General features: G+C 70.7%; 22 protein-coding genes and 1 pseudogene. 11 read left to right on the forward strand and 12 right to left on the reverse strand.

Going from position 1 to position 22,101, the window contains the following annotated elements:
* Positions 1-217 precede the first annotated feature (217 nt).
* Positions 218-391, forward strand: a complete 174-nt coding sequence (locus ACGFZN_RS32660; RefSeq protein WP_393862070.1) for a hypothetical protein — start codon at positions 218-220, stop codon at positions 389-391.
* Positions 392-549: 158 nt separating this feature from the next.
* On the opposite strand, the gene ACGFZN_RS32665 is transcribed toward ACGFZN_RS32660, so the two are convergent.
* The gene (locus tag ACGFZN_RS32665) at positions 550-1,272 is read right to left on the reverse strand and encodes a TetR/AcrR family transcriptional regulator (protein WP_393862071.1); all 723 of its coding nucleotides are present in this window, start codon (positions 1,270-1,272) and stop codon (positions 550-552) included.
* A gap of 89 nt (positions 1,273-1,361) precedes the next feature.
* Here ACGFZN_RS32665 and ACGFZN_RS32670 point away from each other — a divergent pair, with 89 nt between their 5' ends.
* Both ACGFZN_RS32670 and ACGFZN_RS32675 read left to right on the forward strand, forming a co-directional pair.
* Positions 1,362-2,222 (forward strand): SDR family oxidoreductase, encoded by an 861-nt coding sequence (locus tag ACGFZN_RS32670; RefSeq protein ID WP_393862072.1) that lies wholly within the window; start codon positions 1,362-1,364, stop codon positions 2,220-2,222.
* A gap of 635 nt (positions 2,223-2,857) precedes the next feature.
* Positions 2,858-4,082, forward strand: a pseudogene (locus ACGFZN_RS32675) (PP2C family protein-serine/threonine phosphatase).
* A gap of 96 nt (positions 4,083-4,178) precedes the next feature.
* Here ACGFZN_RS32675 and ACGFZN_RS32680 read toward each other — a convergent pair.
* The 3 genes from ACGFZN_RS32680 to ACGFZN_RS32690 form a co-directional block, all read right to left on the reverse strand.
* Positions 4,179-4,724 (reverse strand): hypothetical protein, encoded by a 546-nt coding sequence (locus ACGFZN_RS32680; RefSeq protein ID WP_393862073.1) that lies wholly within the window; start codon positions 4,722-4,724, stop codon positions 4,179-4,181.
* 294 nt (positions 4,725-5,018) lie between these two features.
* Positions 5,019-5,912 carry an SDR family oxidoreductase gene (locus ACGFZN_RS32685; protein WP_393862074.1) on the reverse strand — a complete coding sequence of 298 codons (894 nt, stop codon included), beginning with the start codon at positions 5,910-5,912 and terminating at the stop codon, positions 5,019-5,021.
* Complete coding sequence (locus tag ACGFZN_RS32690) at positions 5,909-6,784, reverse strand: DUF1990 domain-containing protein (RefSeq protein ID WP_393862075.1); 876 nt, start codon at positions 6,782-6,784, stop codon at positions 5,909-5,911. The genes ACGFZN_RS32685 and ACGFZN_RS32690 overlap by 4 nt, the downstream gene beginning before the upstream one ends.
* 105 nt (positions 6,785-6,889) lie before the next feature.
* Here ACGFZN_RS32690 and ACGFZN_RS32695 point away from each other — a divergent pair, with 105 nt between their 5' ends.
* Both ACGFZN_RS32695 and ACGFZN_RS32700 read left to right on the forward strand, forming a co-directional pair.
* Complete coding sequence (locus ACGFZN_RS32695) at positions 6,890-7,084, forward strand: hypothetical protein (protein ID WP_393862076.1); 195 nt, start codon at positions 6,890-6,892, stop codon at positions 7,082-7,084.
* Complete coding sequence (locus tag ACGFZN_RS32700) at positions 7,068-7,799, forward strand: DUF1990 family protein (RefSeq protein WP_393862077.1); 732 nt, start codon at positions 7,068-7,070, stop codon at positions 7,797-7,799. The genes ACGFZN_RS32695 and ACGFZN_RS32700 overlap by 17 nt, the downstream gene beginning before the upstream one ends.
* A 101-nt stretch (positions 7,800-7,900) precedes the next feature.
* Here the strand turns inward: ACGFZN_RS32700 and ACGFZN_RS32705 are convergent, their stop codons facing one another.
* The 3 genes from ACGFZN_RS32705 to ACGFZN_RS32715 form a co-directional block, all read right to left on the reverse strand.
* Positions 7,901-8,377, reverse strand: coding sequence for an MSMEG_6728 family protein (locus ACGFZN_RS32705; protein WP_393862078.1), 477 nt, complete (start codon positions 8,375-8,377; stop codon positions 7,901-7,903).
* Positions 8,378-8,631: 254 nt separating this feature from the next.
* Positions 8,632-9,348: a hypothetical protein gene (locus tag ACGFZN_RS32710; protein ID WP_393862079.1), complete on the reverse strand. Its 717-nt coding sequence runs from the start codon at positions 9,346-9,348 to the stop codon at positions 8,632-8,634.
* A gap of 179 nt (positions 9,349-9,527) precedes the next feature.
* Positions 9,528-10,568 (reverse strand): LacI family DNA-binding transcriptional regulator, encoded by a 1,041-nt coding sequence (locus tag ACGFZN_RS32715; protein ID WP_393862080.1) that lies wholly within the window; start codon positions 10,566-10,568, stop codon positions 9,528-9,530.
* Between the two features lie 112 nt (positions 10,569-10,680).
* Here ACGFZN_RS32715 and ACGFZN_RS32720 point away from each other — a divergent pair, with 112 nt between their 5' ends.
* Entirely contained in the window at positions 10,681-11,532 is an 852-nt protein-coding gene (locus ACGFZN_RS32720; protein ID WP_393862081.1) for a phytanoyl-CoA dioxygenase family protein, read from the forward strand.
* Positions 11,533-11,699: 167 nt separating this feature from the next.
* Here ACGFZN_RS32720 and ACGFZN_RS32725 read toward each other — a convergent pair whose 3' ends face one another.
* The gene (locus tag ACGFZN_RS32725; RefSeq protein WP_393862082.1) at positions 11,700-12,164 is read right to left on the reverse strand and encodes a carboxymuconolactone decarboxylase family protein; all 465 of its coding nucleotides are present in this window, start codon (positions 12,162-12,164) and stop codon (positions 11,700-11,702) included.
* Positions 12,165-12,380: 216 nt separating this feature from the next.
* A complete protein-coding gene (locus tag ACGFZN_RS32730) occupies positions 12,381-13,019 on the reverse strand; it encodes an HD domain-containing protein (RefSeq protein WP_393862083.1) in 639 nt (212 codons plus the stop codon).
* A 307-nt stretch (positions 13,020-13,326) separates the two neighbouring features.
* Here ACGFZN_RS32730 and ACGFZN_RS32735 point away from each other — a divergent pair, with 307 nt between their 5' ends.
* The 3 genes from ACGFZN_RS32735 to ACGFZN_RS32745 all read left to right on the forward strand — a co-directional run bounded on the left by ACGFZN_RS32735 (position 13,327) and on the right by ACGFZN_RS32745 (position 16,987).
* Entirely contained in the window at positions 13,327-13,956 is a 630-nt protein-coding gene (locus tag ACGFZN_RS32735; protein ID WP_393862084.1) for a cysteine hydrolase family protein, read from the forward strand.
* A gap of 38 nt (positions 13,957-13,994) precedes the next feature.
* On the forward strand, positions 13,995-16,295 hold the full coding sequence (locus ACGFZN_RS32740; RefSeq protein ID WP_393862085.1) for an FUSC family protein: 2,301 nt from the start codon (positions 13,995-13,997) through the stop codon (positions 16,293-16,295).
* Positions 16,296-16,534: 239 nt separating this feature from the next.
* On the forward strand, positions 16,535-16,987 hold the full coding sequence (locus tag ACGFZN_RS32745) for a hypothetical protein (RefSeq protein WP_393862086.1): 453 nt from the start codon (positions 16,535-16,537) through the stop codon (positions 16,985-16,987).
* 229 nt (positions 16,988-17,216) lie between these two features.
* Here the strand turns inward: ACGFZN_RS32745 and ACGFZN_RS32750 are convergent, their stop codons facing one another.
* Entirely contained in the window at positions 17,217-17,762 is a 546-nt protein-coding gene (locus ACGFZN_RS32750) for a DUF4863 family protein (RefSeq protein ID WP_393862087.1), read from the reverse strand.
* A 144-nt stretch (positions 17,763-17,906) separates the two neighbouring features.
* Entirely contained in the window at positions 17,907-18,590 is a 684-nt protein-coding gene (locus ACGFZN_RS32755) for a TetR/AcrR family transcriptional regulator (protein ID WP_393862088.1), read from the reverse strand.
* Between the two features lie 513 nt (positions 18,591-19,103).
* Between ACGFZN_RS32755 and ACGFZN_RS32760 the strand changes: the two genes are divergently transcribed.
* Positions 19,104-19,799, forward strand: a complete 696-nt coding sequence (locus tag ACGFZN_RS32760) for a nitroreductase (protein WP_393862089.1) — start codon at positions 19,104-19,106, stop codon at positions 19,797-19,799.
* 169 nt (positions 19,800-19,968) lie between these two features.
* Here ACGFZN_RS32760 and wrbA read toward each other — a convergent pair whose 3' ends face one another.
* On the reverse strand, positions 19,969-20,586 hold the full coding sequence (gene wrbA / locus ACGFZN_RS32765) for an NAD(P)H:quinone oxidoreductase (protein WP_393862090.1): 618 nt from the start codon (positions 20,584-20,586) through the stop codon (positions 19,969-19,971).
* Positions 20,587-20,848: 262 nt separating this feature from the next.
* Here wrbA and ACGFZN_RS32770 point away from each other — a divergent pair, with 262 nt between their 5' ends.
* A complete protein-coding gene (locus tag ACGFZN_RS32770) occupies positions 20,849-21,718 on the forward strand; it encodes a helix-turn-helix domain-containing protein (RefSeq protein ID WP_393862091.1) in 870 nt (289 codons plus the stop codon).
* Positions 21,719-22,101 lie beyond the last annotated feature (383 nt).

Genomic DNA, 22,101 nt, shown 5'->3' on the forward strand with positions numbered 1-22,101 from the left:
AGCACGGCGCCTGCCTGCTCACCTCCCGGCGAACCGATCGAGAGAGCTCAGGGAAGGCGGCTCCCTCAGGCCAGGGCGACTCGCAAGTCGGCGCTGCGGCGCAGGCAGTGTTCGAAGAGCACGCAGGTGAAGGGGCGCCGGTCTCGTGCTGAAGTGCCGAGCCCGCCGAACACCTCTACACTCTTCAGCCGTTTGTACACCCGGGAAAGGACACCCAGTGAATCAGCAGGACGGCATCCGGCACGCCTGGGGCGACGCGCCGATCTACGACAAGCTCGTCGCGGAACGCGGTGACATACCGGCTCAGGTGAACGCCGCAGCCGCCCGGATCCTCGCCGAGGCGGACCGAAGCACACGCTTCGACACCGTGCTGGACCTCACGAGAGGCTGAACGCCTCCCGCGCACGAGGATGCTCCTCCGTCACGTCATCACCTCTCACTGACGACGCACGGAAGCGATTCAGGGCTTCGCCGGGTTCCTTGCCACGACTTCGACACGGTGACGGCCGGCTGACGCCGCCCTGGAGCTTGAGAGGGGCCGGCAAAGGATCAGGCCTTCGGCTTGTCCGCCGCGAGACGGGTGAGCCACTCGGACAGCAGGCGCTCCTCCGCGTCGCTCAGTACGCCGGTGCCGCCGGTGAGGGCGGCGCGCAGCGCGCGGGCCGCTGGGGCGGGGCCTGTCTCCGCGGTGGGGACCAGCGGTTCGGCGCGGGTGACGGCAGAGATCATCGACTCGCGAAGGACGGCCAGCAGGGCGGGATCGCGGCGTTCCGCGGGGGTGGAATGCCAGGTTGCGACCGCGCCTTGGCCAGTCGCCTGGATGATCTGGGCGGCCAGTTCCTCGTCGACCCGCAGCCATCCCGCGGCCGCGAGCCGGCGCACCCGGTCGCGGAGGATCTCCAGGCCCGCGCGGTGCGCCGCGTTCGCCTCCGAGCCGGTGACCCTGTTCATCAACGCGAACAGTTCGGGGCGTGAGACGCCGAACTCCACCACGATGTCCCAGGCCCGGCGCAGTTCTTCCACCGGGTCCTTCGGCGCGGGGTCGAGATGCGCGCGCTTGGTCTCCAGGAACTCCGTGTAGCCGTGCTCGGCGACCGCCTCCAGCAGGCCGTCCTTGTCGCCGAAGTGGCGGTAGATGGCGGGCGGTTGCATCCCGGCCGCGGCGGCGACCGCCCGGGTGCTCACCGCGGCGGGACCGCCGCTCTCCAGCAGCTCGACGGCCGCCTCGATGATGCGCCGGCGGGCGCCGTCGGCGGTGTCACGGACAGGCATGTATCGACGATAACAAAAATTTGCTTCCATCGTGAGTATCGATGTTATCGTCGTAACGATTCCACTGGAAACAGCGTTGGGAGAATCCCGTGATCATCGTGACCGGAGCCACCGGAAACCTCGGCCGCCGCATTGTCGAGCGCCTCTTGGAGCGCCTCCCCGCCGGCCGCGTCGGCGTCAGTGTCCGCGACCCCCGCAAGGCCCAGGACCTCGCCGACCGCGGCGTCCGCGTCCGGCAGGGCAGCTTCGACGACCCCGCCTCACTCCCCCACGCCTTCGAAGACGCCGAGCAACTGCTGCTCGTCTCCCTCGACCGCACGGGCGAGGCGTGCGTCACCGGCCACCGCGCCGCGATCGACGCCGCCGTGAAGGCCGGAGTCGGCCGCATCCTGTACACCAGCCAGGTGGGCGCCGCCCACGACTCCCACTTCCAGGCATGCCGTGACCACGCCCAGACCGAGGATCTACTGCGCGCCACCGGTCTGCCCTGGACCGCGCTGCGCAACGGCTTCTACGCCGCCAGCGCCCTGCGGTTCCTGGAATCCGCCCGCCACACGGGCGACATCGCCCTTCCCGCCGACGGCCCCGTCGCCTGGACCGGCCACGACGATCTCGCCGAGGCCGCCGCGGCGATCCTGACCGACGAGGGCTGCTTCGAGGGGCCCACCCCGCCGCTCACCGGCCCGGCGGCGCTCGACTTCGACGCGATCGCCGAGACGGCCTCCCAGGTCACCGGGCGGCCCTTCACCCGCACCGCCGTCCCCGACGACGCTTTCCGCGAGCAGGCTCTGACGCACGGCGTCCCCGCCCCGATCGCCGACCTGATGCTGAGCATCTTCACGGCCGCACGAGACGGTGAGTTCACCACCGTCGACCCGGCCCTCGCCGAATTGACCGGTCGCGAGCCCGCCACCTTCCGGACCCTGCTGGAGCATGCCTGGGCCGAATAGAGCCGATGGGGCACGCCCCGCCGCCCTACGCGCCACCCTCCGCCCCTACCCGACCGAAGACGGCTGCGAGTGCCAGGCCGACGCTCCGCTTCCCACCGTGACCACACGATCGCCGAGCGGCCGGAGAACCACAAGTACTGCCCGCGGCACCAGATCACACCCCGCGCCTGGTCTTGGCCGACAACGGCCGCGACATCAACGCCGCTGGCACCCGCCGCAGCGAATCGGCCGCCTCGGCAGCCGCGCCGAAGAACTCGGCGGCAGCTTTCCTTCCCCCAAAGCCGGCCCCCAGGCACAGACACCGGACCGTCCCCCTGTCACCCTCATGAGCGGAAGGGCAGGGCGGCGCATGACCTCCCCAGGACCACGCCGCCCGCCCCGGCCAGCAGCGGCCGCCTACCCCCTGCCGGCAGGAACAGTCCCCGCTCAGCGCATCGTCGCGGCACTGCGGGAGACGTCGATGCGACGGCTCTGTGTTCTAGGGTTGCCAGTGCCGTGTCATTGTGCGAGGAGAGGTGGGAACAGTGGTCCGGGACGACGACCGGCGGCGCCCGGAACTGCCCCGACTCAGCTGGGACGAGGACCTGGACCGCATCTCGGAGCGGATCGGCCGGCTCGCCCAGGCGCAGCGGCGGATGCAGGCCCTGCTGGATGCGGTCCTCGCCGTCAGCCGGGAGCTGGAGCTGCCCTCGGTGCTGCGGCGGATCGTGAGCACCGCCATGGAACTGGTGGACGCTCGCTACGGCGCGCTCGGCGTGCTGACCCCGGACGGCACGGCTCTGGAGGAGTTCATCCCCCTCGGCCTCAGTCCCCAGGAGTACGAGGACCTGGCGGGAAGCGAATTCCCGCACGGGAGGGGCCTGCTCGGCCATCTCATCCACCATCCCGAGCCGCTGCGCGTCGAGGATCTCACCCGCCACCCGGACTCCGTCGGCTTCCCGCAGGGACATCCGCCGATGCGCGGGCTGCTCGGGGTGGCGATCAGCGTGCGCGGCCGGATCCACGGCAACCTCTACCTGTGCGACCGGCGCGACGGCAAGCCCTTCGACGGCCACGACGAGGAGATCGTCACCGCACTGGCCGGGCGCGGCCGGTGTCGCCATCGAAAACGCCCGCCTCTTCGAGCAGACCCGCTCCTCAGCCGAGCGCTTCCAGCGGCTGCTGCTGCCCACCCTGCCCGATCTGACGCCGTTCACCGCGGCCGCGGTCTACCGGCCCGCCACCGCCCCCGGCCACCACCTGGGTGGCGACTGGTACGACGCACTGATGCTGCCGGACGGCTCCTGCGCGATGATCATCGGCGACGTCCTGGGCCACGACCTGACCGCCGCCGCGGCGATGGCGCAGATCCGCAACATGCTGCGTGCCCTGCTGTACGACCGGCGCACCCCGCCCAGCCTGGTCCTGTACCGCCTCGATCACACCCTGCACGCCATCACCGAGGCCCCCGTCACCACAGCGTGCCTGGCCCGCATCGAACCGGCCGTCGGCAACTGGCGCCTGCACTGGTCCACCGCCGGCCACATGCCTCCGCTGGTGATGACCCCCGACGGGCACACCCGCTACCTGGAGGGCGAGCCCGGGCTCCCCCTCGGGGTGGACGAGCACCTGCCCCGCCCCGACCACACGGACGTCCTGGCCCCCGGGGACACGGTGCTGCTCTTCACCGACGGCCTGGTCGAACACCCCGACCGCCCCCTGGAGCAGTGCCTGGACGCACTGGCCGCCCTCGCCCGCGCCCACCAGCACCTGCCCCTGGACCAGTGGTGCCGCACCCTGGCCGACCACCACCCCAGCGACGGCCACGACGACCTCGCCCTGCTCGCCCTGCGCATCCCGCACACCGGCCCGGGCTCGTAAGTCTCCCCAGGCGCCATTGATCGCAGGGCTGCCGCGCGCTACGGGTCGACGGGGCGACGGGCGGACGTAGGGCCGCAGCAGCTTGTGGCCGCGGATTCAGTCGGCCGTCCCACGCAACGCCGCCTCAGCCTTGCGGGCCCGCCACTCCTCGATGGTGTCCTGTTGCCGCCGGGCGCGTTCCAGAAGCGTCTCGAGCCGTGTGCTGTCCAGGCGCTCGTCGGTTGCGCTCAGTCGGCTCAGGGTCTGCCACACAGCCGCCTTCCCCTCGGTCGCCAGCCGCAGCGCTTCCAGGTCCAGCACGACGCCCAGCGGAGAGGGACGTACCAGGCCGCCGTTGGGCTTCAGACGCCCCGCCTTCTCACCGGCCCATCCCGCGTACACCTTGTAGCGGCGAACGGGAACGCCGAGATCGCGCATGATGGCCAACAGCGCTGCCCGGTCCTGGGCGATCTCCACCGCGACGGGCCCGAGGGCGCGGCCGAGCGCGGAACCCCGGGAGGCGCGCACCAGACGGGCGGCGCGTGCGGCTCCGGCGGTGGCGCCGGCGAGGTGGTCGTTGAGATAGATGCCGAGCAGCTTCAGGTCGGCGCCCTGTCCGGCTGGACGGCGCCGGCGCGCGCCGGCATGCGGTGGGGCGTTCATCTACGGACTCCTTCGGGTGCTGTCGATCGCCCTGTGGGAGCGACGGATCGAAGGCCGCGCCGGCCCTGCGCCTTGCCGGCCATCACCGCGAAGCCCGGACCATACGGCCCGCGGCCTCGCCGTCGCGCTTCTTCGCCGTGCCGGTTCTCCTTCGCGCCGGTCTCGACGGTCCGGCTGCTGCTCTTCCAGCGTGGGGGTCTCCGGGCGATGCCGCGACGCGGGGCTGTCCCGCCCGGGCGCTGTCCCGCGACAGTCCGACGTGGTCCCGCTCTCGTCCGGCGCTGTGGAGGTGGATCAGCGCTGCCGGCCGTCGTCCTGTGCGGCCGCAGCGCGGTCGGCCCGTCCGCCGGCGCCCAGCCTGCCCGTGGCACTCAGCGGGTGTCCCGTGTCCCAGCGGGGCAGATCGTGCCGGGCCAGCCGTAGTACCACGGGCGGCAGCGCCCAGCGCAGGGGCTGCACGAGACGCAGCCACGCCGGGATGTACACAGCCGTGCTGCGGCGCTCGACAGCGCGCGCCAGGCGGACGGCGACGGCATCGGCCGGATGGATGGTCCGGACGCCAGGGGGCATGCGCACGCGCAGGTTGTGCAGGGCCGGGAAGCCTTCGGCTGCGCGGATCATGTCGGTGTCCGCCCAGGCGGGATAGGCGACGCCCACCGCGACCCCCTCGTGCGCCACCTCGGCCTGCAGGGTGTGCGCGAAGGCTTCCGCACCCGCTTTGGAGGCGCAATAGGCGCTCATCATGGGGGTGGCTCCGAGAGACGCAAGCGACGCCACCTGCAGGAAGTAGCCCGCCGTCGCCGTCAGGTCGGGCAGGAACGCCCGTGCCGTGTGGGCACTGCCCGTCAGGTTCACATCGATGACACGGCGCCACGAGGCGGGGTCCGACGTCGCGAAAGGGCCTCCCTCGGCGATTCCCGCGTTGGCCACGACCGCCGACGGCCGGCCGAGGCGGCCGCGGACGTGCCCTGCCGCCTCGTCCAGCGCGGAGCTGTCGGTGACGTCGACTTCGACGGCCAGTGCCGTGGTGGGCAGGGACGCCGCCAGGACATCCAGCTCGGGCCCCTCGTGGCCCAGAAGTGCCAGGCGCGCCCCCCGCCGGGCCAGTTCGCGCGCCAGTGCCGCCCCGAGCCCGCGTGCGGCTCCGGTGATCACGACGATCCGGTCCCGTAGCGGGTTGGCCGTCACGTGTCGTTCCTTCGCCGGCGGTCCCGATGGGCGCCGGGTTCGCGCAGCCCTCCCGTCGGCTGTGCCGCCCGGCTCGGCACCCCGCCCGAAGAGCTCTTCCCGACCGAGGGCAGCGGGCTGGCCGGTGCCCTTTCGGGCGCATCCAGCCGGCGGGTGGAGATGTGCACACCGTCGACCGGTCGTCCTCCCGACATCGAGGCGGCGGACAGGCAGAACCGGACCCACATGTTGAGCTGGATCTCCTTCGCCAAGCGCAGGTGCGAGTACAGAAGATGCACCAGCCGGTTGCCCGGGCACGCCCAGAGTTCGATCTCGAACACCAGCAGGCCGTCGTCCTGGCGCGCACGGAACTGCACCTGACCGGCCTCCATGTGACCGCGCAGCGTCACCAGGTGCAGCAGATCGGCGTCGCGGCGCACGACCTTGACGGGTCCGTTCCAGGGTCCTGGCATCTCCACCAGCAGTTCGTCGGCGACGTCGAGACCGTGGTCGCGGAGTTCACCCGTGTGGACGTCGACGACCTCGGACGGCACGAACCGCTTGAAGTCGCAACAGATCCGTTCGATGAGGGCTTCCGGACCGATGTCGGCGTCCGCGATGCGCACGCGAAAGAGGCGGTGGAACAGGGGACCACAGCCGTCCTGCGCCAACTGCACCCGGCCATCGACCAGTTCGGGCGACAACTGCGGTGGAAGGTCCGACTCGTCACCCCGGCACTCACCGCCACGGTGCAGAGGCGTCGTCTCCCACAGGTAGCGCCACGTGACCAACCCTGTGCCGAGCAGCCACCGCGCGAGCACGGCAACCATCCGAGGACACTGTGGACGCGTCATTCCCCACCCTCGACCCGAAGAGATCCCACGAAACATCATTAACAGGTGTATACCCTGACAAAAAGGTACTCACCACGTGATGCCGTCATAGGCAAGCGACCCCGGAGGCTCCCCATGGTGGTACGGCTCCTGCACCGTGCTGGTGTGCGCAGTGCTCATCTGCACCTCGCCTCCCTCGCCACCGTCGGTCTGTGCGTGACGCTGTGGGTGCGCGCGAAGACCGTCGACCAGGAGCAGCGGGGAAACGCCGAGCGGCGCGCACTCTTCGTGGGTCTGTGGCCGCCTACTCTCTGGCTGATCGGCGACTCGCTCGACAGTTCGAGTGATCTCCTTGGGTGACTGGGGCTTCGGACGGCTCGACGCCGCACAGGTGTGGGCGAACCTCGCGAACGCACGCGTGAACTACTCGGTCGACGAGGTACGCCGGCCCTCCTGGAACATCGACGTCCACCGCACCGCGCTGCCCGCGGAGCGACCGGGCACGCCGGAGCCGGGAGGCCCCTGGGAGCAGGCCTGTCGCCTGGTCCGCGACTACGAGTTCTCGCCACCGGAGATCGTGCGGGCACTCTACGACCCGGCCGCACCGCTGCTCGGCCGCGACATGCTGCTGGAGGCCCGGTTCCACGGCATGCACTTCTACTGCGGTGTGCGCGTCACCAAGGTGGTGGACGAGACCCGCGACGAGACCGACCGCGTCTGGGGATGGGCCTACGAGACCCTGGAGGGCCACCTGGAACGCGGCCAGGTCACCTACGAGGTCGTCAAGCGGCAGGACACCGGCGAGGTGCTGTTCGTGGTCACATGCCATTCGCAGGGCGCCCCGACACTGGACCGGATCACTGCCCTCGGATGGCGCCTGTTCGGCCGCCGCACCCAACTGCGGTTCTACCGCAGATGTGCCGACCGGCTGAGCCGGTTCGTCGAGGCCGCCCTGCGCGGCGAGCACCCGCTGTCCCGTCCCTCCTCCACGGTCGGGCGTCTGGTGTGCGCGCCCTCCGACGCGAGGATGCACCGCTTCGACGCACTGGCGATCCACCGAGTCGCCCCAGGATGAGGCGCAGGCGGCCACCAAAGAAACGGCCGCCATGGAACCACCGGCCCTCATGCCGAGCCGGTGGTCGGCACGCCACGCGTACCTGCTCCGCACGGAAGGTTTCAGGCCGCCTCCCCTTCCCGGTCGGAGGACGGCCACACATAGGGCAGATCGTCCGGAACGCCGGGGAACACGGCCGCGTACGTGTCCCGGTCCTTGCGGACGAGCGCGGACTGATGGCTGCGGTGGAAGGCCTCGTCACCGAGCCACGGCGGGAGCTCCCCCGCGGCGGCGAGCGCGGGCTGCTCGCGCACCTGAGCACCCGGACGGCCTGCCGCGTATCCGGCGATCAGCGACGCGGCACAGCTGTCCTGATGCCCCTGCTCGCGCCAGACCCGGCAGACCTCGAGCCCGTAGCGGACCAGGGCTTCCTCGTATCCGCTCCACATGCGCACGGCCGGGTGCCTGCGCCAGCCGTATCCGGGAACGGTCAGGCCGCGAAGGACCTGAAGCGCCTCGACCCGCTGCTTGCCCAAGCGGCGACGGTCCAGGAGCAGGGCGGAGCGCCGGAAATCGGCATAGGGCAGGAATGTCTGCATGGTCGCGTCCTGGAGCGGGTGGTGCTCGTCCCGTACATGGCACTCCCTGGCCTCGTGGCCACGGTCCCCGCATCCCTTCCCGCTGCGCAGGCTGATCGTGTGCTGAGTCGGCCGAACGTGTGACCGGTGATGGCGCGGCCGGGGCCGTCCGGCTCGTCCACGATGTCCATCGGCCCCGCCCGTCAGGCAGCCGCCGCGTCAGGCCGACCGCTCGGCACAGCCCTGCCCCAGCCGCGTACCTGTAAAACCGTGCGTCAGAGCTGAGGTCCGCCCGGCAGTAGGCGCTTTGCCAGTAGGCGGCTGCCCGGGCGCACGCCTATCTGCCGGAGGTTGCGGCTGTCCTCCCCCGGTATGCCTCCCGAAGAGATGGAGGTACTGCCGATTCCCCTGAACGGGCGTCCTGTGGCGGCGTCGACGAGGATCCACTGCCGTTCGTAGGCGTACGCGTCCACGTGGTCGGAGATGGTCAGGTAGACGGTGTCCAGCAAGTGGGACACCGTCACCTCATCCAACGGAAACGTGAGCACTGCGACCTGCATCGAGGGGTCGATGCCGCTCAGGTCCACCTGTACCGAGCGTCGCTGGAAGTCACCGACCGCAGCCCGCACGGCGTCTTCGACCAGGTCTTGAGTCCTGTCCGCATCGGCTGTCGGCAGCCGGGGAACAACGACCTCTTCGACGGCCAGCCTGACGGCAGCCTCGACGTTCTCGACGTTGCGGCCGGCAGCCGTTGACACGGCGGTCACATACGCCTCGATGCTCGGCGAGTTCGGATAGTCCCGCGGCGCGTACAGCACAAACGGGCGGGTGAGCAGGATCCGGAAGAACGCCACTGCGACGGCGGACGGGAAGGCCACGGAGAAGATCGCGAGCATCCCTTGGATCCAGCCCTGGGCTTGGGTGGCCGCCACCCCGACCGTCACCTCGGCCAGACCCAGAAAGAGGGAGATGATCCACAGCGGATTCAGCACGCGCTCGGAAGCTCCCTCCGCCGCGGGTTCGCTCGTGTCCGGCACCTCAGCCCTCGCTCCCGGTTCCGTTCAAGATCTCGGCCACAGCAGTCCCACCCTAGCGGGCGCCGGGATGCCGAACTCTGTTACCACGCAAGGGGAAAGGGGTTACGCCGACGGCTGCACCGGGCGCGGAGATGTCAGCGCGTCGGCTCGGGGCCTTCCGTCTCGCGCCCCACTGTGCTGGCCCGGACCTCCAGGTGATGGGGGACGACGATGTCCTGGGGCGGCACCGCCGAGGAGGGGCTGTAGATGCGGTCGGCGAGACACTGCAGGACGCGCTCGGCGATCTGTCGCTTGTCCGGTACGACCGTCGTCAGGGCGGGGTTGGCGAAGCGGGCGTCGTCGATGCCGTCGAAACCCATGACCGCCAGGTCCTCCGGGACGCGCAGCCCCCGGTTGTGGGCGCAGTGCAGCGCGCCGAGAGCGAGTTCGTCGGTGAAGGCGAAGACGGCGTCGACCTCGACGCCCTCGTCGAGCAGCGCCGACATCGCCGCGTAGCCGTCCGCGCGGTGCAAGGTCCCGACGGTTCGTTCGAGGGCGGGGTCGGGGGCGAGACCGGCGCGTTCGAGCGCCGCGTGGTAGCCCGCGTGACGCTGGCGGGCGGTGCCGTTGTGGAGGCGGGGCTGCAGACCGAGGGCGGCGATGCGCCGGCGGCCCAGGGCGAGGAGATGGGAGGTCGCCTCGTCGGCCGCCAGGACGTTGTCCACGGCGACCCGGTCGGCGAGGCCGCCGGGACTGCGCTCGCCCAGGAAGACGAGGGGCACCCGTTGGGCGCGCGCGGCGAGTTCCTCGGGACTGAGGGCCCAGGGACTGATGATCAGCCCGTCGACGAGCCGTCCGCCGCTGCCCTCCAGCAGCCGGCGCTCGGCGTCGGCGTCGCCGAAGGTCTGGTCGATGACGACCGTCCAGGACCGCTGCTGCGCCGCCTGCACGACGAGCCCCGCCAACTCGCTGAAGTACGGGGAGTGCAGTTCCGGGATGGCCAGACCGATCAGCCCCGTCCGGCCGGCCCGCAGGTTACGGGCGGCGACGTTGGGGCGGTAACCCAGCTCGTCCAGCGCGGCCTGCACCTTGACACGGGTGTGCTCGGCGACGGCACCGGAGCCGCTGACGACGTTGGAGACGGTCCTGATCGACACCCCGGCGAGGGCGGCGACGTCCTTGAGGCGGCTGGTCACGCCGGTCATTTTCGCACGCGGCCGGAGGCGCTGAAAACGGGACGCTCGTAGGTATTGCTACGTGGAATGCAACGTTGCAATATGGACCCGTCCCCACCCGAGGAGCCGCTTCGTGAGTGCACATCTCTTTCCCGGCATCGATCCCTCCGCCCTTGACGCCGAGGTGACGGCCGACGTGGAGGCCATCTACTCGGACGGCATCACCGCCCGCAAGGGCGCGTTCAGCGTGGACTGGGCCGACAGGCTGCGCGAGGACATCGACCTCGCCTTCGAGGAAGCGCTGTCGCGGCCGGGCGGCGCGGTGGGCCGCGGCCCGAACCGCTACTACGTCGAGATCCATCCCGAACAGATCAGGGGCTTCGTGGACCTCGTCGACCACTCCTGGGTGCGCTCCCTGTGCACCGTCGTGCTCGGCCCGGACTACCGCATCGTCGAGGTCGGTTTCGACGTACCGCTGGAGGGCGCCGTGAACCAGCCGTGGCACCGGGACTTCCCGATGCCGGAGGAGACCCGCAGGGAACGCCGTCTGACCTCGCTCGCGTTCAACGTCACCACCGTCGACACCACCGAGGACATGGGGCCCTTCGAGATCGCCCCGGGCACCCAGTGGGACGACGGCCCCGAGTTCGAGCACGGCATGTTTCCGCCCAAGTCGCGGTACGACCGCTACGTCGAGCGTGCCGTGCGCAAGTACCCGCGGCGCGGTGACATCTCCGCCCGGACGGCCCTGACGATCCACCGCGGCACCAAGAACCGCTCCGCGCGGTCCCGCCCCGTCCTCGTCCTCGGCGTCGACGGTCCCGAGGCGAACAACGGCGAGCGGCACGACCTCGCCGTCACGCACGGCTTCTGGGAGCGGCTGCCGGAGCGGGTGCGCCGGCATCTCGACTGCCCGGTCGTGGACGAGCTGGTCCCCGTCACGCAGAAGCACACCATCGAGGGTCTGGTCATGGGCGACGCCTGAGCTCACCGGAGGTGAGCAACCCGCCTCCGTCGTCGCCGGGATGCGTCCGCGAGGGGCGCCGCGGTCGGCTCGGGGGGACGGACCACGGCGCCCTCGCGGTGGCACGCGGTCGGCCCGGACGGTGCCGAGGCGTGTCCGGGCCGGCCGGGGAAGGATGCCGTGCCTGGTCATTTGCCGACGGGGTAACGGCTGGTGATCGCGACGCGGTTGAAGGCGTTCATCACGGTCGCCAGCCACGCGACGGCCGAGATCTGCTCCGCGCCGAGAACGGCTGCGGCGGCGGCGTAGTCCTCGTCGGCGACGTGTCCGTCCGCCACGCGGGCGATCGCCTCGGTCAGGCGCAGCGCCGCGCGGTCGGTCGCGGAGAAGTAGCCGGTCTCGGCCCACGCGGGCAGCACGGCGATGCGGTCGGGGTTCTCGCCCTTGGCCAGGGCGTCGCGGGTGTGCATGCGCAAGCAGAACGAGCAGCCGTTGATCTGGGAGGTGCGGATCCTCAAGAGCTCGACCAGAAGCGGGTCCAGGCCCGCGGCAGCGGCGGCCGCGTCCACCTCCGACGACAGGGCGATGAGGGTCTTGTAGGCGGCCGGGTGCTGCTTGCCGATGTTGACGCGCTGGATGTCGGTGTCGGTCATGGTTCCTTCGACTCGTTCGTTTCGTGCGGTGTGTGCTCTGTGGTTCGGGTGGGTGTTGCGGTGACGGACGGAGGGAGTGGTCCGGCGAGGCTCGGCTCGTGGGGCGTGCGGGCGTCTGCCGCGTGCCCGGGCCATGGCTTCGGGCGGCCGGCTGCCAACACGCGCATCAGGCGCGGCGGTTCGCCGGGTGTCGTCGTCCGTCGGGCCGGTCCGGAGTCAGCTCGGCCAGGGGGCGCCGACCATGCGCTCGACCGTGGTGACGCGACGGAAGCCGGGGACGAAGTGCTCCAGGACGTCCGAGTTCACGGTGCCGTTCGTGGTCTCCGGACGGTGCTTGAGCCCGTCGACGTAGGCCCGCAGGAACTCGTTCTTGAAGTCGCCGCGCGGATGGGCGGCGACGACCTCGTCCACCTCACCGCGGTCCAGCTCGTCCAGGCCCCACCCCAGCACGTCGGTCAGGACACCGAAGCTCGTGACGGCGATCTCCGGGCCCATCCGCCCGGGAATCCCGGGTGTCGTGTGCAGCGCGATCGCCGTCCACACCACGTCGGCGGCCGCGGCGGAGAAGCCGTGTTCGAGCATGAACTTGCGCGCGTGGTCGGCTCCGTCGACCTCGAAGCGCTGCTCCTCGCCGGAGAACGGCGTCACGAGTCCGGTGTCGTGGAACATGGCGGACAGATAGAGCAGCTCAGGGTCGGCCTCCAGGCCGAGCCTGCGGGCATGGATGGCGCCGAAGACGAAAACGCGCCGCGAGTGGTGGTAGATGAGGGGGCTGGTCATCTTCTGCATCACTCGGCTCGCTTCGGCGACCGCCGCTGTTTCGGGAATCTCGACGCCGGCGATGATCTCGCTCATGACCTCTTGGCCTTCCGGTTCTGGGTTTGCCACGAATGGACGGGTGCGTCCGTCCTCCACACTGCGCCCCACCCGGCGTCCGGCGCCGCCTCGGTCCGGCCACGACTCACCCGAATCGGGACAGGCAGGCCGCCGGGGTCCACCGTCGCGACGGCTCCCACAAGAGCGCGGCCGGCCGGCCCGCCGGGTCGGTCGCGCGGCGCGGAAGGGATGACAGACGACCCAAGTTTCGTTACAGTCATTATCTGTAATTAAACAGCCGGAGCCGGCGAGCCGGTCCGGCGACTTCCAGAGTGGAGGACAGGTCATGGCGAGTGACTACGAGCGCGGCCGAGTCGGGCTGCTCCTCGTGGACCTGGTCAACGAGAACTTCTCCGAGGACGGCAAGGGGTACGCCGTCTACGCCCCGGAGTACGAGCGCCTGGGCACGATCGACGCCCTGAAGAAGCTGATCGCCGGAGTGCGGCGGCGCGGGGACATACCCCTCCTGTACTCGACGACGGCCTTCGCGGACGCGGACTACACGTCGTGGAAGCACGTCTCCGGAATCCACCGCCAGATGTTCGACAAGCGGATGTTCGAGGCCGGGACCTGGAGCACCCGGTTCCACGAGGACCTCGCTCCCGAACCGGGCGACCTGATCCTCCCGCCGCACCAGGGCATCGACGTCTTCCCCCACACGGACCTCGACTTCCAGTTGCGGCGACGCGGCATCGAGTACCTGGCCATCGCCGGTGTCTCGGGGATCATGGGCGTGGAGTCGACGGCCCGTACCGCCATGGAGCGCGGCTACCACGTCACGACCTTCACCGACGCGATCGCCGCTCCCGGCGGCCTGGTGACGTACCAGGCGATGATGCGGGGGCTGAACATGGTCTCCCACAGCGTCGTCGGCGTGGACGACTTCCTGGCCTCGCTCGACCGGTCGGCTGCGTGACCCGCTCCCCATCGCCCGGGTGAGAGGAGCAGGCGGGCATGCAAGAGCTCTGGCGGAAGACGGCGTGCGTCCGGGACCGGTTCCTGGCTTCCGATCCCGGACTGATCCGGCTGCTGTCGGCCGGCGGCACGGTGTGCGCGGTGCTGCTCGCCCTCGGCGTCCTGGCCGCGCTGCACGCGACGGTGCCCGTCCTCGTGACGGGCGCTCTCACGGCAATGGTGAGCACGGTCGCGGTGACCGAGCCCCGCCCGCGCGACCAGGCGCTCACCCTCGCCGCCGGGGTGCCCGTCGCACTCGCGATCACGGCGCTCGGCAGCGCGCTGACGCCGTACCGGGTCGTCGCGGACGTGGTGTTCGTGCTGCTGATCTTCGCCGCCCTCCATGTCCGGCGACTGGGTCCGCGCGCCACCACCCTGGGCGTCTTCGCCTTCCAGCTCTTCTTCGTGACGCAGTTCCTCGAGGCCCGCGTGGCACGCCTGCCGCAGCTGTTCCTCGCCGTGACGGTGGCCTTCGGCAGCTCGGCGCTGGTCCGGTTCGCCGTCCTGCGCGCGAGCGAGGAGCGGACGTCGGCACGGTTGCACCGGGCCTTCCGAATACGGCTGGCTCATGTGCTCGACGCACTGATCGAGGTGGCCGAGGGCGGCCCACAGGCTCCACGGGCCGAGCGGGCGGTCGACGGCCTGCGCCGGCGCGTGGTCCACCTGCACGGGGCCGCCTCGATGGTGCGGGACCGGCAGCCCGCCGGCGGCGCGTCCGGCCGGAGCGCCGCCACGCCGCTCCAGGGCCGGGGCCAAGTGGTCGAGGCGATGACGGCGGTGGAACGGCTGGCCATCACCGTGCTCCGATTCCTGTGGCCGGAAGCCGACATCACCACGCTGACCCGGCATCGGAGCTCGCCCCGCCTGGTGGGGCCGGCCGTCGACGGGCGTGATGCGGCGGCGCTGACGACCGTGATCGGTGAACTGCGCGCACTGCGCGGCGCGTTGGGTGCCGGTCGGATGCTGCCGGCCGGTGACCGTACCCGTCGGCGGTTGCCGCCCGGCTGCGGCGGCGAGGAGCGCCTGCCCGACGCGTCACCGGCGCTGCAGGACGTCTTCCGCTCGGTCGGTGAACTCGCCTCCGTCCTACGCGACTCGGCTGCAACGCCCGATGAGGGCATCGGGGATGTGGCCGGGAGTCCTGCCACCGCTGCCGGGAGCACCGCGGCCGTCGCCGAGAACACCGCGCCCGTCGTCGGGAGTACGTCGAGGTCCGGGGAACAGTCGCGTGAGGAACACCTCCCAGAAGACGCTGGGGATGCGGCGTGCGTCCGTGTCCGTCCCACCACGAGGACCGCGCTCCAGGTGGCCACCGGGTCGGCGCTGGCCGTCGTGGGCGGAGAACTGCTGTCGCCGCAGCGCTGGTACTGGGCGGTGTTCACCTCCTGGGTGGTCTACATCGGCACCGCCTCGACCGGCGACCTCCTGGTCAGAGGGTTGCGGCGGCTCGTCGGCACCGTGGCGGGAGTCTTCGCCGGCCTGGCCCTCGCCGCACTGATCGGCCACGACTCCCGGTGGGCCTTCGCCCTCGCGATCCTCAGCGTGTTCGGGATGTACTACACGACCGCGGTGTCCTACACGCTGATGTCCCTGTTCGTCACCACGATGATCGGCATGCTGTACACGCTGCTCCACACGCTCACGCCGGCCGTGCTGGTGGTGCGGATCGAGGAGACCGCGCTGGGCGTGGGCAGCGGGCTGGTCGCCGCGGTCCTCGTCCTGCCGGTGGGGACCGGGCAGCGCACGGACGAGTTGCTGCGCGAGGTGCTGGAGCGCCTGCGGGTGGCGCTCGCCGAGTCGTCGGCCCGGTGGTACGGCGGGCCCGGCGGGGACCTGTTCGGTCCGTCCCGTGCGCTGGATTCGGCGTTGGATGCGCTGCGCGTGTCGATGGAGCCGCTGGTCATCCCGGTCAGCCCGCTGCGGTCGCGGCGGCGCACCGCCCTCGCCGTGCTGGGGCTGCTGGAGACGGCCGCCTTTCACACCCGCGGAGTAGCCGACGGCATGGCGCGGGCCGGAGTGCCCATGGGCACCGACGCGGACCTGGTGGACGAGGCCCTGGTGGCGGAAGTGTGCCGCATCGACCGCAATCTCGCGTCGCTGATCGGCCGAGTGGCGGGCAGGGACGGCCGCGCGCTCGAGGGCGGCTGCGGGGTCGCCGCCCGGCTCGCCGCCGTAGGAACCGGGGCGGGTGACGATGACACCCGGGCCACGCGTCGGGTGCTGCGGCATCTGCACCGCGTCGACGTGAGCGTCCAGGACCTGGGCCGGACGCTCGGCATGCCGGTCAGCTACGGCGCGTGAGGCCTGCGCCGCGCAGATGCGGAGCAAGCCGCCCGCCTGCACCATCGTGGCGACGGGCGCGACGGCGCACCACCGACTAGGACTACGACACTGTCGGCTGTGATCGCCCTCGCCCGCCGCGGAGTCAACGCGCTGTGGGCCCTGATCCCGGACCGGTGCCTCTACGAAGCCGCACCGCCCCAGCCTGCCGGTTGGAAATCGAGGCGACGAGCCTTGTCGGTTCTCGGCAGACTGCGGACATGTCCACCGACGTGAGCGGGATGATCGAGTGCAGACCTCTGGCCCGGATCTGGGGAGAGGACGACGAGGACGCGGTCTGGCACGCAGCCATCGACCTCTTCCTCCTCAACACCGGCAACGCCTATGACGCACTCGCCTGCCTCTTCGGTGTCCGCAATGCCTTCGGGTTCCGGCCGCTCACCGAAGGCCGTGGCCTCCCGCACGACGCCTCAGACGGACTTCGAGACGCGTTCAACGCGGCTGGCGGGCCAAGGGACGTACACGGAACGACGTGGATCAGCTGGGCCGAGCTGGCAGCTGCCGATCGGGACGAGACCGACAGGTCCGGCGCACGCAGCCGCAGCGCGGTCGCCGGGCCTGGGAGCCACTGGGCACCCGTCTGGGACGTGATGCGGACGCTAGCCGAGCTGCATGGACCAGAGCACGTGCGACTCGTGGTCTGGTTCGACTGATCACGGGCCACCGGCCCCCGACAGAGCTTGACTTCTCCATGGGGAAGCCGGGGCGTCCGCGTGGACGAGCGTGGAGTCTTCGCTGCACGGAACCGTGAAGCCCGGGCCCGCGAAGCATGTTCGCGGGCCGGCGGTCGCGGCTGGTCGTGAGCGCGAGCCATTCTGATCGGGACGGGTTCTCTGCTTTCAGCGGCGGTCTGGATGACCGTTGCACGCCCAGAGGCGCGTTCTAGGCGACGGCGTCGGCGTCGGCGTCGGCGCGCCGGGGAGGACGGATGTCGTAGGAGATGCGTCCGGCGGGGAGGTAGAAGAGGGCGATCAGCGCGCCGCCGCGCACCTCGGGGTAGTGGTGGCTGCCGGGCGCGGGGGCGGTCCAGCCCGGTCCCTGCCAGCCGTTCGGTCCCACCAGCTCGGCGCCGGGGTCGATGGGGACGACCAGGTTGAGTTCGCCGTAGGGGTGGGCGTGGTACTGGCCACGGTAGCGTTCGACGCTGTTCATGTAGACGGCGGTGATGCTGAAGTAGTGCGTCTCTTCCGTGGGTTCGGCGATGCGGCTGCGGCGGTAGCGGGGGCCGTCGACCTCGATGTTCGCCGCCCAGCCCTCGTCCAGCACACCGATCCTGATGAGCCGGGCCAGGTCCTGGTACAGGGCGCTGTCGGGGCCGTAGGTCGTGTTCAGCCAGCTCTCCAGGTCCTTGCCTGCGGTTCGGTTCCTCACCTCGGCCAGGAAGGGGATGCTGCGCTCGATCAGCGCCTTGCGGCTGTCCTCGCTCATGGGCGGGGCTCCTCTCGTGTCGCCACTACGTCTGACGCGACAACCATCCCCCAGCATTTCGTTACAGTCAATATCTGTAACGAAATGCCATCGGCAGCCGATCGACGACCGCTGCCGCTCGCGAGCGGCACGGGCAAGCCGTTCTCAGACCCCGCGGTCGCCGCCGTCCACGGCGAGCATGGGCCAGATCGTCGCGACAACTCGCTCGGCGAAGTCGGCCGGCACCTCCTGGCCGGTGCGGAGGTAATCGGCGAAATAGCTGCCGAAGCAGAGGGTGACGACCATGTCGAGGTCCACGTCTTCGCGCACCGCGCCACGACGCTGGAGCGACACGAGCGTCATCAGCAGCTCCTCGCAGCGAGGCCGCACACCGTGCTCCCGCAGCTGCTCCAGCAGCCCCGGCGCCCGCTCCACCTCGGCCATGAAATTGCCGTGCAGGGCCATGGCCCGCTCGTTGTGATAGCGGGGGTCGAGACGCCGGACCGCCTCGACGAGCGCCTCACGCGGGGGAAGCTGGTCCAGGTCCAGCGAGGGGTAGGCATCCCGCTGCTTCCGCAGGCCGTACTCCAGGGCGTCGATGACGAGGTCGTACTTGTTCGCCCAACGCCGGTACAGCGTCGGCCGGGTGACGCCGGCGTCGGCGACGATGTCCCCGATCGTCATGGAGGAATAGCCGTCGGTGGCCAGCCGCTTGCGCGTGGCCTGGATGATCGCTTCCTCGATCGCCGGATCCCGCGGCCGACCACCCGTCGGCGCCGCCGGTTCCGAGCTCACGCGCCCCCGCTCGCCGGCTCGCCCGCCCGCGCGCGTCGTCTTCGCCTTGGCCATCTCTTCCCTTCCCGGCACAGGTCCCGTCGGAGCCGGGGTACGCACACGCTTCCCCGCCGCAGCAGCACCCTACGCGAAACCGGCGGCACCCCCCGGGGCGACCGGGAGCGTCTGACCGAGGGCGGGGCAGCCCTTCCTTTACACCTATTGACTGTAATGGAACTACCCTTTAGCGTGACGTGAACCACAGAGCGTGGTGACGTGATCGAAGACGAGGAGTTCACGATGGTGACTGCTCACGGGCTGATCGGCCGCCCGGCCTGCGGGGCGCCACCGTGGTCCCACCCCCGCCGTTCTCCCGCGGCAAGCACGCCGCTCGCCCCGGCGGCCAGGTGCGCTTCCACCGGCCCCGCACTCGCCAGGACCTGACCAACCATGGAAGCGACCATGAACCACCCCCCGACCCCGGCGTCGGCCTCGACCCCGACGTCGGTCTTTACGCCGGTCTCGGTCGCCTCTGCGTCGGCGGCCGTCCCTGCACCGAGCCCCGTACCCTCGGCCGCATCCTCGACCGTGGAGGATGCTCTGCGCAGCCGCCGCAGTGTGCGCGCGTTCCTCCCGACGCCCGTTCCCCGGTCCACGGTCGAACGGCTGCTGGCGCTGGCCTCCCGGTCCGCCAGTAACTCCAACTGCCAGCCGTGGCAGGTGCACGTGGTGACCGGAGCGGCGAAACGCTCGCTCACCGCCGCCCTGCTCCAGGCTCAGTCCGGCGACGACGAGGGACGGGGACAGGAACGGGGAAGGGACTACGCCTACCAGCCCCCGCAGGACGGATGGCGCGAGCCGTTCCGGACCCGCCGCCGCAGGTTCGGCGAGAGCCTGTACCGCGACACACTCGGAATCCGTGCCGGCGACACCGCCGCGCGCCTGGGCCATCACCGGCGCAACTACGACTTCTTCGGTGCGCCCGTCGGAATCGTCCTCACGACGAGCCGCCATCCGCTGCAGGGCGCCCTTGTCGACGCGGGTCTGTTCTTGCAGGCCCTGATGCTGGCCGCGCGGGGCGAAGGCCTGGACACCTGCCCTCAGGCATCGCTCATCGACTTCTCACCGGTCCTGCGCCGGCATCTGCTGATCCCGGACGACCAGCTGATCGTCTGCGGACTCGCCCTCGGCTACGCCGATCAGGCGCACCCCCTGAACCAGTTGCGCACCCCGCGCGAACCGGTCGCCGCCTTCACGACCTTCCACGAAGACCCCGCGGAGTAAGCCCCTCCCGCGTGCGACGGCACGTTCTGCCGCGCACCTTCCGGCCCTGCTCCCTACCCCCGATCAAGTACGCCTCATGTCGCCGCGCGGGGCGTTCCTTCCTCACACCTCCGGAAGGAACGCCCCGTGGCACACGGTGCCCGCAATGGGCAACCGCGTGCCGGACGGCTCAGGAGGCGAGACCGGCCTTCAGCGCGGCGGCGACCTGGACCACGCGTTCCGCCTGGTGGCGGGCGGCGTTGCGGGTCTGCTCGCCGACCGGGTTGTTGCCCTGGGCGTCGACGTGCGAGGTGCCGTAGGGGTTGCCGTCGACGAACTTGACGGGGTCGGTGTAGCCGGGGGACACGATGATGCCGCCGAAGTGGTGGATGGAGTTGTACAGGGCGAGCAGCGTGGACTCCTGGCCGCCGTGCGCGGTGGCGGTGGTCACGAAGCCGCTGTAGACCTTGTTGGCCAGCTTGCCCTGGGCCCACAGGCCGCCCAGGGTGTCGATGAACTGCTTCAGCTGGGAAGAGATGTTGCCGAAGCGGGTGGGCGTGCCGAAGACGATCGCGTCCGCCCACTCGACGTCGGCGGTCGTGGCCTCGGGGATGCCCGCGCTGGCGGCCGCATGGGCGGCCCAGGCCTCGTTGGAGGCGATGGCGGCCTCGGGAGCCAGTTCAGCGGCCTTCAGGAGGCGCACCTCGGCGCCCGCCTTCTCGGCCGCCTCGGAGATCTCCTTGGCGATCTCGGCCGAGAAGCCGGTGGAGGAGTAGTAGATGACCGCGAGGCGGACAGGGGTGGTCATGGACGTGATCTCCGATCCTCAGGACGCGTTGCTGGAGACGCCGGAAGAGGGCCACCCGGGGCACAGACACAGTGCGACGCGGTGGCGATCACCGACGCGGTAGATGAATATTAAACCATTTGGTTCAACGGTCAACCATGTCTCGGAAAGGCGGTCGGCCGCGCCTCGGAGAAGACCCCCAGAGTCCGCGCAGCACACCGCTTGAGGGTTAGGCGCATCGGTTTACACTTCAACCACCTGGGTGCCACGAGGAGGTCGCACCATGGCGGAACTGGGTCCTGCCGACACGATCGGCATCCTGCGGCAGCCCGGCGTGCGAAAGCGCCACAGCAGCACCGGTCTCGGGTGGGAGCGGCTGTACCTCTCCACGCAGGAGGAGCAGCCCTACCGGGCCACTTTCGGTCCCGCCCCCACCCACCTCCTCATCCTCCACACGAGCGGACCCGTCACTGTCCGGCGGGGACACGGCGCGAGCACGCGCTCGCGCACCATTCCGGCGGGCGGACTCTTCCTGCAGCCCGCCGGCCGCCCCCTCGCCGTCGAACTCGGCGGCAGGCTGGACACCGTGCACGCCTACCTGACCGACGCAGCCCTGCGCGAGGCCAATGACAGCCGACAGATGGAGCTGTCCGAACAACTCGGCGCGACGGATCCCCTGACCGAGCAGCTCCTGCTGGCGCTGGCGGGGGCGGTGCGTGCGTGGGAGCCGTCGGCGCGCACCTACACCGACCACCTGACCGCCATGCTCGCCGCACAGCTCGTACGGCGGTACGGCGTCCGCACCGCGTCGTCCGAGGGCGGCAGGGCGGGACTGTCGGCACGCCGGCTCGCCACCGTCCGCGAGCTCATGGAGGCACGCCTCGCCGAACCGCTGCCGATCACGGACCTCGCCGCAGCGGTCTCCTTGAGCTGCAGTCAGTTCACCCGGCAGTTCCGGGCGACCACCGGCCGGACGCCGCATCAGTTCCTGCTCGCTCTGCGCCTGGAGCGAGCGTGCCGGATGCTGCGCACCGGTTCCGCACCGATCACCGAGGTGGCCGTCGCCTGCGGGTTCTCCCACCAGGAGCATCTCACCCGGGTGATGCGTGCCCGACTGGGCACCACGCCCGCGGCCCTGCGCCGGTCGGGCTGACGTCCGCGGTCAGGACGACCGCATCAGGGCAACACGGCGCCGCACCGCAGTGAGGCGTCCGATGGGCTGCACCCCATCGTCACGTTCCCGCGTCAGCCCATTGCCGGCGAGTGTTTCATTACATACAGTATCTATAACTTAACCTGCCGCTCCCTGTCCTGGGAGACACTTTGGCGGAGACCTATGTCCTCATATCCGGCGCCTGCCACAGCGGCTGGACCTGGCGCTTGGTGGCCGAACGGCTGCGCGCCACCGGCCATCGGGTACTGGCGCCGGACCTACCGTGGTAGGTCACAGCTGGGACGGTTATCCGCTCACCGCGGCGGCGGCGCGGCTGGCACCGCGGCTGCGCAAGCTCGTGTACTGGAGCACCTTCGTGCCGC

The sequence above is a fragment of the Streptomyces sp. NPDC048192 genome (assembly GCF_043202415.1).
Taxonomy (GTDB): Bacteria; Actinomycetota; Actinomycetes; order Streptomycetales; family Streptomycetaceae; genus Streptomyces.